Below are 17,247 nucleotides of genomic sequence, written 5' to 3' on the forward strand. Positions count from 1 at the left end.
TTGATCAATTGATATCCCATTAATGAAGAGAAAATTGGAATTACTGGCACCTGGCGGAGATGTGGATGCCATTAAGGCTGCCATTCTGGCCGGGGCTGATGCCGTTTACTGCGGTTTGAATAAGTTCAATGCCAGAAACCGGGCCGCCAATATCAGTTTTGAGGATCTCCAAGGCCTTTTAAGGTTGGCTCATGCCCACCATTGCGAAGTATTTCTCACCCTTAATATTGTTTTTGTTGACCCTGAAATTCCGGCACTTTTTAAGTTGCTCAACAAATTGGTTAACACCCGTATTGATGGCCTAATTGTTCAGGATTTGGGATTATTCTATCTCATATCCAGGTATTTCAAAACCATCAAAGTTCATGCATCCACCCAATTAACCACGCATAATGCTGGTCAAATTCAATTTTTATCAGAATTAAATGCCCAAAGGGTCAACTTATCAAGAGAGTTAAGCATTAAGGAAATCAAAGCGTTAACGTTAGTGGCGCAAAAAAACAGCATCCTGACCGAAGTTTTTGTTCATGGCTCCTATTGCATCTCCTTTTCTGGCCTCTGTTACATGAGTTCGGTTCATGGCGGCAACTCGGGCAACCGGGGCAGGTGCAGCCAACCATGCAGAGACCAATATGAAACGACACCGGCAGGAAAAAACTACCCCCTCCATCTGAAAGACAATTCGGCCTTTTTTGATTTAAAAGAACTGTACGACGCCGGGGTTGACTCTCTTAAAATCGAAGGTCGAATGAAGGGCTTTGAATACGTCTACACGGTGGTTAAGACCTGGAAAAAACAGCTGCGCAGTTTTTATAAAAATGGCGAGCCTACCAATGATGACAGGGATCTTCACAAGGTGTTCAACCGCCATTTTTCAAACGCTTTTTTAAGGGGGAAAATCACTCAAGACCTCTTTATTGATAATCCCATGAGCCGTTCAACCCAACACCTCTTAGCGGCTTCTGATGCGGACCTAAAAACCAAAACGACAAAAGATCAAATGGCCTTTTATGAGGAAAAAGATCAACTCAAAACAGACATAAAGAAGGAAATAGAGCGCTTGAGCATCGCAAAAACTCCGCTATCCATTGTTGTTTCAGGACAATGTGGTACCCCCCTGAAAGTGAGCCTGAAAATGCCGGATGCTTCCTTTGAAGTGCACTCAGAAACCAACATGAGCGATAAGGGGACGGAGCCTTTGGACGACAAGGCGCTCTTAAGCAGACTAAAAGCCATAAATGATACAGCCTACTTTATCGATCACACAACTTTTACTCTGAAACCCGGTCTCTGCCTGCCCTTTAAAGAACTGACCACCATTAAAAAGAAAATTCTCTTTGTATTGAATGGCTCAAGGGAAGCAGTGCCTGCTGTTAATTGGCCCGTTCTAAAAAAGCATAGCACCCCCATTGAGAAGCCGGCGCTTTCGGTTTTAATAGATTCGATTGAGGATATAGATTTGAGTAACGACCCAACCTTAAGCGTCTATTTTCAGCTACCAAATGGTTTCAAAAATGCGAAGGACGGGCTTACCGACCTGTTTTTAAAAAACAGACCGTTAATACCCTGGTTTCCTTCCATTTTAATTGGTGAGGACTATAAAGCGGCCGTTGATTGGCTCGGCCATCTTTGGCCCCAATTCATCGTCACCAATAATTCGGGAATCGCCTTTGAAGCCTTTAAAAAAGGCATCCCATGGATAGCTGGCCCCTTCTTAAACCTGACCAACTCCTATGCTTTACTTGGTTTAAAAGAAAAGTTCAACTGCTTTGGTGCCTTTCTTTCCAACGAAATAAGTGAACAGCAAATCAGGGCCATCAGAAAGCCGGCCGACTTCCACCTCTATTACAGCATTTACCATCCTGTTGTTCTAATGACCAGCAGACAATGCCTCTTTCATCCAATTACCGGATGCCCCAAAAAACACATAGACGATCACTGCCTTCAGGATTGTGAGAAACAGGCCCGCATCACCCCTTTGAAAAAAAATCCATTTATCGTTGAAAAAGCCAAAGGCAACTATCATACGGTCTATAATGCCACCAATTTTCTTAACACAGCCATTGCTAAGGATTTTCCGCATCTTTTTTCAGGTTTCATGATAGATTTACGGGCTATTAAAACAGATACGAAAAGGGCGTTGGATAAAAAAGAATTGATTCAACTTTTTAAAAACCATCTTTCCTTGGATGCAGATGCAGCAGAGCAACTCCATCAATCGGTACAGCCAACCATCCATACCCAATACAAACAAGGTATCTAGTCTTCGGTAAGTGTTGAAGAGGGTTGTCAGGAGTGGGTTTAAACCAACTCATGACAACCCTTCAATATTGAAATATCTCGTCTTAATAAGATCTGGCAAACACCACCCTTTTATTGGAGGGTTGGCCGGTCACCATGCACTGTCCCGCTTCATCAGGCGCATCCAAAGGAATACAACGAATGGTAGCTTTGGTTTCGTTTTTAATCAACTCCTCTGTTTCAGAGGTGCCATCCCAGTGACATAGAAAGAAGCCACCTTTTTCATCCAAAAGACGTTTAAATTCTTCGTAATCATCCACCTTGGTGGTTTTTGACGTGCGAAAATCAAGCGCCTTCTTGTATATGCTTGCCTGAATATCGTCCAACAAGGCTTGAATTTTGTTCTCCAGTCCTTCCAAAGGCATGGTCTCTTTGCTCATGTTATCTCTTCGGGCCACTTCAAACGTACCGTTTTCGAGGTCGCGGGGACCAATGGCCAGACGAACAGGAACGCCTTTCAATTCATACTCGGCAAACTTCCATCCGGGTTTGCGGTTATCGTCGTTATCGTATTTAACAGAAATGCCCAGCCCTTTAAGCTTTGCCACCAAACCATTGACCACCTCATCAATCCGTTCAAGCTCTTCTGCTTTTTTGTAAATGGGAACGATCACCACCTGGATAGGGGCCAGTTTGGGCGGCAACACCAAGCCGTTGTCGTCTGAATGTGCCATAACCAAAGCACCCATAAGTCGCGTGGATACCCCCCAGGAAGTAGCCCATACATGCTCTAACTTTCCTTCCTTATTGGCAAAAGTCACATCAAAGGCCTTGGCAAAATTCTGACCCAAAAAGTGAGAGGTTCCAGATTGCAATGCCTTACCATCCTGCATCAATGCTTCAATGGTCATGGTTTCCAAGGCACCGGCAAAACGCTCATTGGCCGATTTGTAGCTTGAACAACAGGCATGGCCATCCACTCTTCCGCAAATTTTGCATAAACGCCCAACATGGTTTCCGTCTCCTGAATGGCCTCGGCTTTGGTGGCATGGGCCGTATGCCCCTCTTGCCACAAAAACTCAGCCGTTCGTAAAAACAAACGCGTGCGCATTTCCCAACGGACCACATTCGCCCATTGGTTGATTAACAAGGGCAGGTCGCGGTACGACTGAATCCAGTTTTTATAGGTACTCCAGATAATGGTTTCCGAGGTGGGACGGACAATGAGCTCTTCTTCCAGTTTGGCATCGGGATCAACAATTACACCTTTACCATCCGGATCATTTTTAAGGCGGTAATGGGTGACCACCGCGCACTCTTTTGCAAAACCATCTACGTGAGCGGCCTCCTTGCTAAAAAATGATTTTGGTATAAACAAAGGGAAATAGGCATTTTGGTGTCCGGTTTCCTTGAACATATCATCCAAAGCCCGCTGCATTTTTTCCCAAATGGCATAACCATAGCTTAATCACCATACAACCTCTGACTGCAGAGTTCTCAGCTAAATCGGCCTTTATAACCAAATCATTATACCATTGGGCATAACTCTCTTCGCGACTCGTTAATACTTTTGCCATAAATTAGAAACTATAGTTTGATCCGAACGGAAATATTTAAATTAGAGTATTATTCAATACTTTGGTGTGAATTTATAAGCGCCACAAAAATAATAATAATCAACAGAAATCATGGCATAACTGTTGCATTGTTTTATTTCGCTGAAACCCTTATAGATTTGGGCCGTAAATGTGCTACCCAAGGTCCGATTTACATTTTTTGTATTTTATTGATGTTTTTTGAGCAAAATAACATCTCAAACAATTTTATGGTACAGATTTTGCTATTTACAAAGTGTACTAACCAACGAGGAGGATAAGCCATGAGAGCAATTATTTTAACATCCACAATGGTACTGGTAATACTGGGAGGCTGTAGCACAAGCAGAGTCGCAGGCCCCGGCGTTTATTATGACGACATTTACTATGTACCGGCGTAAGCCGAGAGAACGTCCATGATGCATTTTCACCAGTGCCATCATTGACCAGGGAACAAGAAAAAGAACAAGGCAGAGCTTTGGCAGCCCAGCAAAGCAATTATAATAACAGTGAAAGAGCTTATGCTCAAGAGGACATGCGTGACTTTTCCGGTGTCCAGGAGGAGTATGCAGAGATTCTAACCGACGAAAACATTCAGGACACGGATACCCTGTTGTATTACAACGAAGAAACAGGATATTGGGTGGATGATTTCCAGGGTTCATCCATGGATCGGGATTATGCCGAAAGGCTGATTCGTTTTCACAGTCCTGCCGTTAGAATACCTTACTATTCACCTTTTTACAGTGAAGTAGTTTACTACAACAACTACGATTGGAATGTGTATGTGGATGGCAACTATGCTTATGCTTTCCCAACCTGGACCAATCGCTGGTACAACTATTCTTACTACAACAGCTGGCACAGGCCGTACAATAATTTCCACTTTGGCTGGGGATATGGCGGCTACCCCTATTATGGTGGCTACTACGGTAGCTATTACGGATATGGTTGGAATCATTATGGCGCCTATTACGGTTACAACAACTGGTATAACCCGTATTATTACGGCTACAACAGCTACCATAACCACAACCACTATTATGGCAGCAGCGGCTACTATAACAACGCATCACGCCAACGGGGACCAAGAACCGGTTTAAGTTCTAATGCCCGACCATCCGGCAGAACCAATGGAACGGACTCCAGGTTGGCGAATTCTCAGTCAAGAGGCGTTTCTTCCAGTGTCAACGCAGGTACCAACCAACCCAGATCGCAAAGTACAGCACCCAGAAGTACCCGCACAAGGACTTCTGACGATTTAAAAACGACCAGAAGTGCGACTTCTACAAGCACCAGCAGATCTCAGGCAACAAGAAATTCTGCGAATTCTGTTAACAGCAGAAGCCAGACAACCAGAGGCACTGCCACATCGGTTAACAGCAGAAGTCAAACAACCCGAAGAAGCTACACGCCTACCTATTCACAAACGGAGGGTAGTACAAGGCCTGTTTATAACAGAGCGACTTATACCAGAGTAAGCAATAGTCCGAGACCGGCCCAAAGCACCGGAACGGTGCAGAGTGGTACCAGATCAACGTCAACCAGCGGAACTACCCGCAGGGTGCAAACAACATCCGGTACGCCAAGCAGACAGGTGGCCCCGTCCTCAACACCATCGAGAAGTACAACACCTGCAGTGCAGCGCAGCAGACCTGTACCGCAAAGAAGTACGACCACTCAACCCTCATCACCAAGAACCACACGCCCCGCTGCTACTTACCAAAGAGGTAGTAGTACAACACCCAGCAGATCTTCCACCAGAAGTTCTTCAACGCCGAGCAGAAGCTATAGTGCGCCTTCCAGAAGTAGTTCGTCCAGTAGCTATTCTGCTCCAAGCAGAAGTTCTTCCAGCAGTTCTTCTTACTCATCCGGAAGCTCCAGCTCAAGGAGTTCATCCAGCAGCAGCTCGTCCCGCAGCAGTTCTTCCGGCGGTGGAAGAAGAAGATAGAAATACTTCACTGCCCCCATCAGACCATTGTCTGGTGGGGAAGTGAACCAATTGTAAAAATCAATTGCATCCTCAATATAAATCCTGTATCATGAGAAAAATAGCCTTAGCATTCATTATAATTGTCCAATCAGGATGGCTATACGCCCAAACGACAGATGATGCACTTCGTCTCTCTTTTGACCGAAATAGCGGAACCGCCCGAAGTTTATCTCTCAGCAATGCTATGGGGGCCTTAGGTGGAGATTATTCAAGTATCGGAATAAATCCTGCCGGAATAGCTGTTTACCGAAGTAGTGAGTTTTCTTTTACGCCCTCATTACACATCAACTCGACCAATAGTGATTATTATGGCACTGCCGCCAACGATGAAAAGATGAGCTTTCCACTTCAGCAAGTCGGATTCGTGGGCACCTACAAGCCCGTCCGGGAGACCACCGACGGCCTGGTAAGCACACATTTTGCCATCGGCTATAACCGAAGCAATTCCTTCAACAAAACAACCTTTTTCCAGCACAATGGTGTTGAGTCGTCCCTTCTGGATGAATTTGTATATCAAGCGGATGGCTTAAGCACTTCCCAACTGGACTGGTCACCAAGATTAAGAGTGGCTTATGACTCCTTTCTTTTCGACCCGCTAAACGAAGCAGCCAAAACGGATGAGAACCTTCCAACAGCCTATTATCATGCCTTTGAGGATTTGGATGAAGCAGGAGAGCCCTTCTGGGGATTAGACAACGGTGGGCTGAACCAAAGAAGACTGTTAACTGAAAAAGGGTATGCCGGGGACTTCCACATTTCTGGTGGAGCCAACTTCAGCAACTCGTTTTATATTGGCGGGACTTTAGGCGTTGCCACACATAACTACAGCAAAGAAGTGCAACATTCCGAGGAGGTAAATCCAGGCAATACCCATTGGGATTATTTAAATAACTACACTTTTGATGAAAGTCTGTCCACCAATGCCATTGGTGTCAATCTTAAAGTGGGTACCATATTCAAACCCACCAACGCACTGCGTCTGGGTTTTGCTTTTCACTCGCCCACCATGTATGCCATTGATGAAGAATTTGAATATGCCACCCACCTGGAGCCCGGCTTTGCCGATTACAACTCCTATTACAGTGTTATTCAGGAATTCTCCTACAACCTGAGGACCCCCTATAAACTGATAGGTAGTTTTGCCTATATTTTTGGCGCCTCCGGCTTAATCAGTCTCGACTATGAATTCACAGACTATACCAGCATGCGCTTTAAAAGCAGCTCATCCAACTCGGTGGACGATGTAGAGTTTTTTAGCGACCTTAACAATCAGGTTCAGGAAACCTTCACCAGTACGCATAATCTTAGAATTGGCGCAGAAGTTAAACCCACAGAAGTTCTTTCATTAAGAGGTGGTGCGGCCTTGTACCAGAGTCCCTACAACTCAAACTATTTAAATAGCAACGACACCTTCTACTCCTTTTCAGGTGGTTTAGGGTACAGAATGAACAACATGTATATTGATTTGGCCTATATGTTGCGCCGGGAAAAATACATTCAATCCCTGTATTATTCAGGTTTTGTTGCAAACATCGAACAAGATATTTATAACGAAACCGGCGAATTGGTAGAATTCCAAAAACCGGCAGAAGTTGTCTCAAACAATCACCAAGTGGCCGTTACCTTAGGATGGCGGTTTTAATCAGAAAAAACAAACTTAAAAAAAAGGGCTGTCTGGATTTTCCAGGCAGCCCCTTTTTTTAAATCGAATCTTCAATGTTCCAGACAAAGGCACGTAAGCCCTGCATTTCTGTTTTTTCATCCAGATGCCGCAATCGCTCCAGCAAATCCTTGACCCCCTCATCCGGCACAATGGCCAGAATAGTTTCATTCAGCGCCGGCCAGGTATGGGTTCCCATGTGGGGCTCGCCCTGTTGACTGCCCCTGCCCTGCACCTGATTCCAGCGGGTAAATCCCCGAATATCGAGTTTATCCAAAATAAACTCAATCTTTTCGGTGAGGGCCTGGTTATAAACGATAAATACTGACTTCATTGTTTTATTTTTTTATGATGTGATTGAACGAATAATGGAAGACCACTAAAGCCCCATTTCATCCTCCATTTGCGCCGTGCGCTTTTTTTCGCGACGCATGCGATTGGCTCCGAACAAAGTATAAACAACCGGAATCAAAACCAGAGTAATCATGGTTGAAAACATCAGACCACCAATGATACTTACCCCCATGGGCTGCCAAATTTCTGCGCCCTCGCCCACACCCATGGCCAGAGGAATCATGGCCAGTGCAGTGGTCAGGGTGGTCATCAGCACCGGACGTAAACGTGATTTGCCGGAGACAACAACTGCTTGCACCAATGACAAACCGCGATCACGCATCAGATTGGTATAATCCACGAGTACAATGCCGTTCTTAACCACTATACCCACCAACATAACAGAACCAATCAGGGAAATAAGATTGAGGGTGTGACCGGTAATCAGCAGCGATAAAAAGACACCGGGTAATGCAAAGGGCAAAGTTAGCATGATAATAAATGGCGACCGCAGAGATTCAAACTGCGAAGCATGACAATGTACACCAACATCACCACCAGGGCCAACAGTGTAAAGATATCTGCAAAGGCTTCCTGCTGTTCCTCTACCGTACCTCCTATTTCCATCGCTATGCCGGGAGGCACTTCCAATTGGTCGAAACCCTTTTGGATGTCTACAACCACATCACGAATGGAAGCTTCATACAGCGAAGCGGTCACTTTAACGATCCTCTGCCGGTTTTCCCGTTCAATGGACGGGGGGGAATAATATTCGGCCACGCGACCAATTTCACTCAAACGAATAAACTGTCCCTGACTATTAGGAACCAAAATATTTTCCACGTCCGACAAGGATTCCCGAAAGGCTTCATCGTAACGCACCACAATGTTGTATTCCTCACCATCCTCGCGGTATTGAGCGGCCGTGAGTCCGGTAATCCTGTTACGCAGGGCGGTAGCAACCAATGAGGTATTTAAACCATGGATGCCCATTTTCTCCCGATCAAGCACCAGCTGGTATTCAACGGCCGACTTGTCCCGGCTGATTTCAACATCCCTTAGACCACCCATGTTACGCATCCAATCGGCCATTTCAGTGGCCAGTCGACCGGTCACATCCAAATCGTAACCGGAAATAATGACCTCTACATTACTGGCACCACTTCCCATGGCACCCCCTCCTCCACCGGGATCTACCCGGTAGTCTTCTATTTCAGGAACATGGTCCAAATCTTCCCGCATCAGGTCACTGATCAAATAAATATCCCGCTCACGCTCAATGCTGCTGCTCAGACGCAAATTGAAATTAATGATATGCGATCCGTTATCACCAAATGCTGCCCAGATATTACCCTCCTCGGCCGATCCCGCACTGGTAGATACCAACTCAATTTCCGGATACTTTTCCATAAAGGTAGCTTCAAGTCGGCGGGCCACTTCCTTGGTATTATCAATATTAACCCCCTGTGACAACTCAGCCATCACAGCGATACGGGAATTGTCGGCAGGCGGAAAAAATTCTGTACCTACCAAAGGAATCAGAAAAAGACTGCCCACAAACAAACCAAGTGCCACCAACAGCACAATTACCCGATGGCGAACGGCATAGACCAGACTGGATTCATAGATATTGTCCATGCCAGCCAGAAAACGGTCAATACCATCAAACAGCCATTTGACAAAACCTGATTTCCGGGGTGCACTCTTGCGCATCATTTGCGAAGCCAGCATAGGGGTAAGTGTCAATGCCGCAATGGTGGAAACCACAACTACTAAGGTCACAATCCATCCCAATTGCTGGAACATGATGCCACTCAAACCCTGAATCAAAGTCAGCGGAAAAAACACCGCCACCACGGTCAGGGTAGTCGCCACAACCGCCAGTCCCACCTCATTGGTACCATAAATGGCCGCTTCGCGTGGCGAAGCGCCCTTTTCTATATGTGAGGTTATATTTTCCAATACCACGATGGCATCATCTACCACCATCCCAATGGCAATGGAAAGGGAGGATAAGGAGATGATGTTAATGGTATTACCGGTGACGTACAAATAAATGAAGGACACAATCAGCGAAACCGGAATCGTGAGAATAATGATGAAAGTAGCCCGCCACCTACCTAAAAAGAAAAGAACCACCAGCACCACAAAGATACCGGCATACAGGATGGTGGTGGCCAGACTGCCGATGGAGCTTTCGATAAACTCAGAAGTATCAAAAATCGTTTCCATACCGACATCCGGAGGCAAATTCTGCATCAGCTGCGGCAACATCTTTTGCACCTCCCTGGCAATTTGGACCGAATTGGCCCCCGACTGTTTTTGAATAATAATCCGGGCGGCGGTAGCGCCATTGGCGCGTTCGTCAAAGGTGATTTCTGCGATGGTGTCTTTCACCACCGCCACATCCGACAGTTTGACCACTCTTCCCTGAAAGTTACCAACCACCAGGTTGTTAAGCTCTTCACTGTTTTTGTATTCGCCCTCCACGCGAATGGGATAGGTATGACTGCCAATATCCAACATACCACCCGGAAGATTCATGTTCTCCTGTCCGATGACGGCTCCCAGTTGCTCGACCGACAAGCGGTAGGCTTCGAGTTTATGCGGATCGACATTGACCTGAATCTCACGCTTGGGTCCGCCCGAAACGGATACAGCCCCGACCCCTTCAATCCGGTTCAAGGGATTGACAATGGCTTCATCCAGGATTTTTCCGAGAGCCGGATAACTTTCATTGGCGGTGGCCGACAGCATCAATATGGGAATCATATTGGTGCTGAACTTAAATATAATGGGCTTTTCCACATCTTCCGGCAGAAAAGACTCCGTTCTGCCCAGTACATCCCGGATATCATTGGTGGCTTCATCCAAATTGGATCCCCACTCAAACTCAAGAGTCAGAAGCGAAAAGTTATCTCTTGAAACCGAGGTCAGCTTTTTTAAATCATTGACCGTGTTCAGCTGGTCCTCCAACACCCGGGTGATATTGGTTTCAATATCCATGGCACCCGCCCCTTGATAAAAGGTGTATATGGTCACCATGGGCGGGTCAATTTCCGGATAAAGATCGATGGGCAAATAACGCACCGAGAAAAGGCCGAAAACAATAACCCCGATAAATATTAATATGGTCGTGATCGGCTTTTTGACAGCCGTTTCGTATATTCTCATGGTATCAGAATTTTTATATTATTTTTGGACTTCCACTTCGGTACCATCCAGAAGTCTTGACTGTCCGGCCACTACCACTTCCTCACCACCATTAAGTCCCTCAATAACCTCGTAGTGATTACCGATTAAACGACCGGTTTTAATGGTACGTCGAACGGCCCGACCGTTCTCCACGACAAACACGTAGTTTTCATTAATGCCTTGTTGGCGAACCACTGCCAAATCGGGCACCACCACTCTTTCCAATTCCCCAAAAACCAGGGTCACCCGACCAAACATACCGGGACGAATCAAACCTTCCTGATTCGGAAATGTCATTTCCACGGTAAAGGTGCGGGTATTGACATCAATGGTTGGATATTTGATATGAACTGAACCTTCAAAGGTTTTGCCGGAATAGACATCCAAAGCCAGGGACACCTCAATATCTTTATCTATTCTGGGAAAATACTGCTCTCCCATATTAACCGTGACCTTGACAGGGTCAATAACTTCCACGGTTAAGATGGCCGACCGGCCATTGGCCACGGGCGTCATGCTAAACATTTCGCCATCTTCATAGAAGCGGCCGGTGACAATGCCTGAAATGGGAGACCGCAATTGGGTATTCTCTACCAGGTTGGCATAGGAATTCCGTGCCACATCCAACTGGGATTTAAGCTGGTCGAGTTGTTGCAGGGAAACGCTTCCGACTGCATAAAGTGTATCCATCCGCGCATACTCCTTTTCGAGCATTTCCAACTGTGTTTGGGCCTGACGAAAATTGGAGGCATCCATTTGCACCAATACATCATTTTTTCGCACATAGTCGCCCACCTCCTTCATGATTCGTTCGATGCGCACAGGCTGTGCGGAACTAATATAGGCCTTTTCAAAAGCTTCTATGCTGGCTGAAAAGGTGGCCAACTGCTCCACCTGCTCTTCAGCCACCAGAGCGGTCTTCACAAGGGCTTTTTCCGCGACCTCTTCCGTATTCGTCTCACTTTTACCTGAACAGGCAGAAAACAGGGCGATCCCTGACAGCATGAGCGTTCCTGTTATAACGCCCGATATTTTTCGCTTCATATCTATATACATTTATTACTTCCTAATAACCTCTTAACCTAATAATCTCATCCAACCCCCATCACCCCTTTCCACCCTTTCTACCCCTCTTACCCCTCTTACCCTTCCTACCCTTCTTACCCTCTCAACCCTTCCTTCCCTTCCTACCCTCTCAACCCTTCTTACCCCTCTCAACCCATTGATCCCGCTTCGCGGGACTTCGCTACGCTGCGCCTCTCGACCTAATAACCTATTGACCTATCGATGGCAAATCCTGCCCCAATATCTTTAGGTACTCCGTTTCAGCCGCCAGATAATCATACATGGCCTGGTTCAGATTCAGTTTGGCCTGGGTTAAGGCCATTTCTGCATCATTCAATTCCAAAAAGGTGCCCGATCCGGTATTGTAACGGGTTTGTGCAATACTAAATCCGCGTTCGGCCTGCTTAACACCTTCTCTATTAGAGTCAATTTGCTCCAGCGCTTTCATCATATTGGTATATACATTGCGCGTTTGCAAAGTCAGATTGCGTTCCGTATATTCTCTTTGAATTTGCATCTGCTCCATGCCTATGCGACCTGCTTTTCCTGATGATGTATGGAAAAGCCGTTGAAAATGGGAATGCTCAATTGCAGCCCCATTGAAAAGGGATTGGCCCACCGGTACTCCGAAAATTGAAAATCGTTGGCCTGGCTGACTGCCTGATAATTGATAAATCCGGCCAGATTGGGATAGCGCTGGGAGCGCACCAGATTATATTGGGTCTGCATTTTATCCAGCTGAAGTTCTAACTGAACCAAATCCGTATTGCCAGATAAATCGACATCTCCGGAAGTCGTTGCCGCCCCAACCCTGTTCTCAAAATCAAACAACTCTTCCATTACCTTAATCTCAATTTCTTGTCGCACCCCCAACAGAACCCGGAGCATCATTTCGGATAAGCGAACGCCATTTTCTGCCTGAACCAACGAAGGACGCAAATTGCGCACCTGCACTTCGCTACGGATAACATCGTACTCCGCCACCATGCCCTGATCAAACATGTTCTTTACATTGACCAGATTCTGTTCGGCGTTCTCTATGCTTTTTTGCATTACGGCATAGGAGTCGTTGGCCAGGAGTAAGCCATAATAGGCATTTCGCACCTCGGCTGCCATGTTAATGCGGGAGGCTCTGGCCGACTCAAACGCCGCTTTTACTTCATGTTCTGAAATTTTGATGTTCTGATACAGAGAATAGGAAAACAAGGGCATGGAAGCTGTTACAGACCCTGTAAAGCTGTTTTTGAATCCCATTTCCATGCTCCGCCTGTGCCAGGACCAAATACCCCATCCGGTAAAAACAGCACCTGTAGTTTCATATTACGGGTATAGGACCCATCCGCTGAAATAGCCGGAAACAGGGAACTCCATGCTTCCTTTTTGGCATAGTCCACCCTTTCAATTTCCTTATTGGCCATATGAATGGTGGGATTATCCGTTAAGGCCAACTCAATGGCTTTATTCAAGGTCAGCTCAAGTGTATCGGCAGAAGCATCCAATTCTTGGGAACTGGCAAAAGGGCCCCACAACCAAAGGACAGATACCAAAAACAGGCCCCGATTCATTCGAAATATTTTTCTTACTTGCATATTGATCTTTTTGTATGTCTTTTTCATCCAAAATTCTATTCTTCCCATTTCCTGCTTTCAAGCAAAACTTCCAACACCCTAATGCCTTCCATGGTTGAAATACCTCTGATAAAATTCAGAAACAAAGTTTCAAATACTTCAGCTGCCGGGAAAAGATCAGGTGGGAAGACCTCTTTCCGGCTCATGGCATTCATCTGTTCGATAAATATCGTAGCCACCAATTTCACATTCAAGCCTTCCCGAAAATAGCCTTCCTTGATACCTCTGTTTACCAAAGCCTGAAAATCCTGATAGGACTCCTCCCGCTTGTAATTAACAATCTCCTGCCAAAGAACCGGATAGTGTACCTCCAGATCTTCAAAATAAACGGGACTAATCTCTTTTATGGCCTTAGAGCCATAAACCAAAGCACCTATCACCACTTCCAAAACGTTGGAGGACTTGTTTTGCACCTCTTCGATGCGGGCATCGTTCTCCTGCATGATGTGTTGAAGACAAGCCTTAAGCAGTTCCGTCTTATCCGTAAAAAGCTCATATATAGTCCGTTTGGACACGCCCAGCTTCCGGGCAATGTAATCCATGGTTACTCTTCTGATGCCCTCCTTGATAAAAAGTTGCCCGGCACCCTCCAATATTCTTTGTTTCACGTCCATATGACTGATCATTTCGAGGAAACAAACTTACGCTGAAAACCAAATAAACCAAAATAGTTTTATGGTTTTAACCTTCCTTAACGTCATCCATCCAAGGCCTAAAGACATCCCTATCTGCTTCGAAAGTGCCGGAGGTCATGCCCCCTTTAACACAACTTTCAACAAATCAATGCGCGACAAATACGCATCTTAATGCCCACATTTACGTATACTTACAGCTTTTGCTTCCCTAAAATGACCCTATTCAAGGGCAGATATTGTATATTTGCAGCGTAAAACAATTGAAAGAAATGAGAAAAAAAATTCTCTTTATTATAAATCCGGTTTCCGGCATTGGCAGACAAAAATCCATTGAAGGTTTAATCCTCAATGATATGGATAAGCAACAGTGGCAAACCGAAATTATATTCACCACCCATAAAGGCCATGCTTATGAATTAAGCATTAGGGCGGCCGGATTTTATAACATCGTGGTGGCCGTAGGCGGCGATGGTACCGTCAACGAAGTGGGCAGGGGACTGATTGGCAGTAAAACGGCTTTGGGTATTATTCCAACGGGATCGGGCAACGGACTGGCCCGGCATCTGGAAATCCCTTTTAAAATTAACCGGGCGCTAAAGGCATTGAACAACCCCATTATTAAGCCCATTGATGTCATTAAAATCAATGATTATTACTCCCTCAATGTGGCAGGTATTGGTTTTGATGCCTTTATCAGTCACAAATTTGCCACCAAAAAGAACAGAGGCCCTCTGGCTACATGCAACTCATAACCAGAGAGTTTACCAACTACAAATCGGCTCAATACCAAGTAACGATTGGTCAAAAAACGCAGGAGTGGGATGCCTTTTTAATCAGTTTTGCCAATTCCACGCAATACGGCAACAATTTTCACATTGCTCCCCAGGCAAGGATTGACGATGGACTGATAGATGTTTGTCTCATCAGGGATTTTCCAAAAGTGACGGCACCTGCCCTACTCATCAGTATGCTGGATCAAAGCATCGACAAGAACAAATACGATGTAATCATTAAGGCCTCAGAGGTACTAATAGAGCATGAAGAGGAACTGCTTGGACATGTGGACGGCGAGCCGGTTCATTTGGGCAAAAAAGCGCAGGTGAGCATCCTGCCGCTGGCCTTAAATGTCGCGGCACCTCCAGCCAATCTCAAACAAACACAAAACATTCTCTCCCCGCTTATTGAGATGTTGCCGGCCATGACCAGAAATTAGACGAAGAATTAAGGCTGTTTGCCTAAACCCCGCGAACTCGCTGCGCTCAAACAGCGCGGGCTTCTTTACGGCATCCAACCTTAATTTCTTAACGATTTTTATCGATAAAAAAACTTATTTTTTTTACGGAAATTTTTGATTGCTTCTTCCTCTTTTTTGCCTCAAAGAACTAACGTTTCTCTGAGGCGAAATAAAGACTCGATGCCATTAGGAAATTTTACAATATTTGGCAATAAAGCGTCAAAGACAAGGCTTTCGAAGTTTTTGAAACCAAGGAGTTCGAACGAAGTGAGATTCCGATGCCTAAAGCTTAATTGTTTCGGAATAAGCATTTCGTAAATGACTGTTTCAAAAACAAGAATAACGCAGTACTTGGCGCTTTATTTTCAAATATTAGATGATCATGCCGGCAGCGACCGTCTCATTGGTACCCTCATCAATCAAAATAACGCTTCCCGTAAACCGGTTCACATTGTAGGCATCGAAAAACAACGGTTTGGTGGTACGTACAGAAATGCGGGCGATATCATTCATGCCTACTTCCAGATTTTCATGTTTCTTCTCCAAAGCGTTGACATCCACTTTATAAATCACCTCTTTTACCATGCAGCGAACTTCCGATGAAGTATGCTTTAGAGCGTACTTTCCACCCACCACCATCGGTTTATCATTGAACCAACAAACCATCATATCCACATTCTGGTCGGTTCGCGGCGTACGGCCATTGGACTCTTTAACAATCATATCACCCCTGCTGATATCAATGTCGTCTTCGAGGGTAATGGTCACCGATTGAGGGGCAAAGGTGCGCTGCAGGGATTCGTTAAACAGGTCGATGGACTTGACCTTGGACGAGAAACCGGATGGCAATACGGTCACCTTATCACCTACATTGACCACTCCACTGGCAACGCGACCGCCATAGCCGCGGTAATCCGGCCAGTCCTTAGACTGTGGTCGAATGACATACTGCACAGGAAAACGAAAGTCGTCCCGATTGATATCACTGCCAATATGGATATTCTCCAACAAGTACATCAAGGTAGGTCCCTGATACCAATCCATATTTGAACTACGGGTGACCACATTATCACCTTCCAGAGCACTGATGGGCACAAAGCGCACATCTTTAACCGACAAGATGGAAGCGATGGCCTCAAAATCGGTCACAATTTCTTCAAAAACAGACTGGCTGTAATCCACCAAATCCATTTTATTGACACAAACAATAATGTGTGGAATTTGCAACAGAGAAGCAATATAGGCATGCCGACGGGTTTGTTCCAACACACCCTGCCGGGCATCAATCAAAATCAAAGCGGCGTTGGCCGTGCTGGCACCGGTCACCATATTACGGGTATATTGAATGTGCCCCGGGGTATCAGCAATAATAAATTTTCGCTTGGGTGTGGCAAAATAGCGGTAAGCCACATCAATGGTAATGCCCTGTTCACGCTCAGCCCTCAACCCATCGGTTAACAAAGCCAGATTGACCTGTTCTCCTCCGGCGCGGACGCTGGCTCTTTCAATGGCCTCCATCTGATCTTCAAAAATCGCCTTTGAATCGTATAACAAGCGCCCTATTAAAGTACTTTTACCATCATCTACACTGCCTGCAGTTGTAAACCTCAGCAGCTCCATATCTAAATATCCGGATTCTTTTCCGCTCATGATAATCTTTTTTAAGAG

The 17,247-nt window shown here is 45.6% G+C and carries 15 protein-coding genes and 1 pseudogene; 5 read left to right on the plus strand and 11 right to left on the minus strand.

Going from position 1 to position 17,247, the window contains the following annotated elements; translation table 11 throughout:
* Positions 1–22: 22 nt before the first annotated feature.
* Entirely contained in the window at positions 23–2,263 is a 2,241-nt protein-coding gene (locus JCM15548_RS13505) for a peptidase U32 family protein (RefSeq protein WP_062126389.1), read from the plus strand.
* An 82-nt stretch (positions 2,264–2,345) separates the two neighbouring features.
* Here the strand turns inward: JCM15548_RS13505 and JCM15548_RS24135 are convergent, their stop codons facing one another.
* From JCM15548_RS24135 to JCM15548_RS24145, 3 genes are read right to left on the minus strand one after another with little or no spacing between them, the layout of a single operon-like run.
* Positions 2,346–3,221, minus strand: a complete 876-nt coding sequence (locus JCM15548_RS24135) for a proline--tRNA ligase (RefSeq protein ID WP_227625809.1) — start codon at positions 3,219–3,221, stop codon at positions 2,346–2,348.
* Positions 3,149–3,658: an aminoacyl--tRNA ligase-related protein gene (locus JCM15548_RS24140; RefSeq protein WP_227625813.1), complete on the minus strand. Its 510-nt coding sequence runs from the start codon at positions 3,656–3,658 to the stop codon at positions 3,149–3,151. The genes JCM15548_RS24135 and JCM15548_RS24140 overlap by 73 nt, the downstream gene beginning before the upstream one ends.
* A gap of 1 nt (position 3,659) precedes the next feature.
* Positions 3,660–3,818, minus strand: coding sequence for a hypothetical protein (locus tag JCM15548_RS24145; RefSeq protein WP_227625810.1), 159 nt, complete (start codon positions 3,816–3,818; stop codon positions 3,660–3,662).
* 460 nt (positions 3,819–4,278) lie between these two features.
* On the opposite strand from JCM15548_RS24145, the gene JCM15548_RS21725 reads away from it, so the two are divergent.
* Both JCM15548_RS21725 and JCM15548_RS13530 read left to right on the plus strand, forming a co-directional pair.
* A complete protein-coding gene (locus JCM15548_RS21725) occupies positions 4,279–5,787 on the plus strand; it encodes a hypothetical protein (protein ID WP_157482768.1) in 1,509 nt (502 codons plus the stop codon).
* A 91-nt stretch (positions 5,788–5,878) separates the two neighbouring features.
* The gene (locus JCM15548_RS13530) at positions 5,879–7,471 is read left to right on the plus strand and encodes an OmpP1/FadL family transporter (RefSeq protein ID WP_062126399.1); all 1,593 of its coding nucleotides are present in this window, start codon (positions 5,879–5,881) and stop codon (positions 7,469–7,471) included.
* A 58-nt stretch (positions 7,472–7,529) separates the two neighbouring features.
* Here JCM15548_RS13530 and JCM15548_RS13535 read toward each other — a convergent pair whose 3' ends face one another.
* The 7 genes and pseudogenes from JCM15548_RS13535 to JCM15548_RS13555 form a co-directional block, all read right to left on the minus strand.
* A complete protein-coding gene (locus JCM15548_RS13535) occupies positions 7,530–7,823 on the minus strand; it encodes a PG0541 family transporter-associated protein (RefSeq protein WP_062126401.1) in 294 nt (97 codons plus the stop codon).
* A gap of 45 nt (positions 7,824–7,868) precedes the next feature.
* Positions 7,869–10,996, minus strand: a pseudogene (locus JCM15548_RS13540) (efflux RND transporter permease subunit).
* An 18-nt stretch (positions 10,997–11,014) separates the two neighbouring features.
* Positions 11,015–12,061 carry an efflux RND transporter periplasmic adaptor subunit gene (locus tag JCM15548_RS13545; RefSeq protein ID WP_062126403.1) on the minus strand — a complete coding sequence of 349 codons (1,047 nt, stop codon included), beginning with the start codon at positions 12,059–12,061 and terminating at the stop codon, positions 11,015–11,017.
* 229 nt (positions 12,062–12,290) lie between these two features.
* Positions 12,291–12,608, minus strand: a complete 318-nt coding sequence (locus JCM15548_RS25635; RefSeq protein WP_262487062.1) for a TolC family protein — start codon at positions 12,606–12,608, stop codon at positions 12,291–12,293.
* A gap of 2 nt (positions 12,609–12,610) precedes the next feature.
* A complete protein-coding gene (locus tag JCM15548_RS25640; RefSeq protein ID WP_262487063.1) occupies positions 12,611–13,342 on the minus strand; it encodes a TolC family protein in 732 nt (243 codons plus the stop codon).
* A complete protein-coding gene (locus JCM15548_RS25645) occupies positions 13,303–13,671 on the minus strand; it encodes a TolC family protein (protein ID WP_262487064.1) in 369 nt (122 codons plus the stop codon). The genes JCM15548_RS25640 and JCM15548_RS25645 overlap by 40 nt, the downstream gene beginning before the upstream one ends.
* Positions 13,672–13,706: 35 nt before the next feature.
* Positions 13,707–14,324 carry a TetR/AcrR family transcriptional regulator gene (locus JCM15548_RS13555; protein WP_062126404.1) on the minus strand — a complete coding sequence of 206 codons (618 nt, stop codon included), beginning with the start codon at positions 14,322–14,324 and terminating at the stop codon, positions 13,707–13,709.
* Positions 14,325–14,614: 290 nt separating this feature from the next.
* On the opposite strand from JCM15548_RS13555, the gene JCM15548_RS24150 reads away from it, so the two are divergent.
* Both JCM15548_RS24150 and JCM15548_RS24155 read left to right on the plus strand, forming a co-directional pair.
* On the plus strand, positions 14,615–15,097 hold the full coding sequence (locus JCM15548_RS24150) for a diacylglycerol/lipid kinase family protein (protein WP_227625811.1): 483 nt from the start codon (positions 14,615–14,617) through the stop codon (positions 15,095–15,097).
* A complete protein-coding gene (locus JCM15548_RS24155; RefSeq protein WP_227625812.1) occupies positions 15,085–15,558 on the plus strand; it encodes a diacylglycerol/lipid kinase family protein in 474 nt (157 codons plus the stop codon). Before JCM15548_RS24150 ends, JCM15548_RS24155 begins: the two co-directional genes overlap by 13 nt.
* A 393-nt stretch (positions 15,559–15,951) precedes the next feature.
* Here the strand turns inward: JCM15548_RS24155 and cysN are convergent, their stop codons facing one another.
* The gene (cysN, locus tag JCM15548_RS13565) at positions 15,952–17,229 is read right to left on the minus strand and encodes a sulfate adenylyltransferase subunit CysN (RefSeq protein WP_062126407.1); all 1,278 of its coding nucleotides are present in this window, start codon (positions 17,227–17,229) and stop codon (positions 15,952–15,954) included.
* Positions 17,230–17,247: the final 18 nt, after the last annotated feature.

The sequence above is a fragment of the Geofilum rubicundum JCM 15548 genome, from assembly GCF_000974365.1.
Classification (GTDB): Bacteria; Bacteroidota; Bacteroidia; order Bacteroidales; family Marinilabiliaceae; genus Geofilum; species Geofilum rubicundum.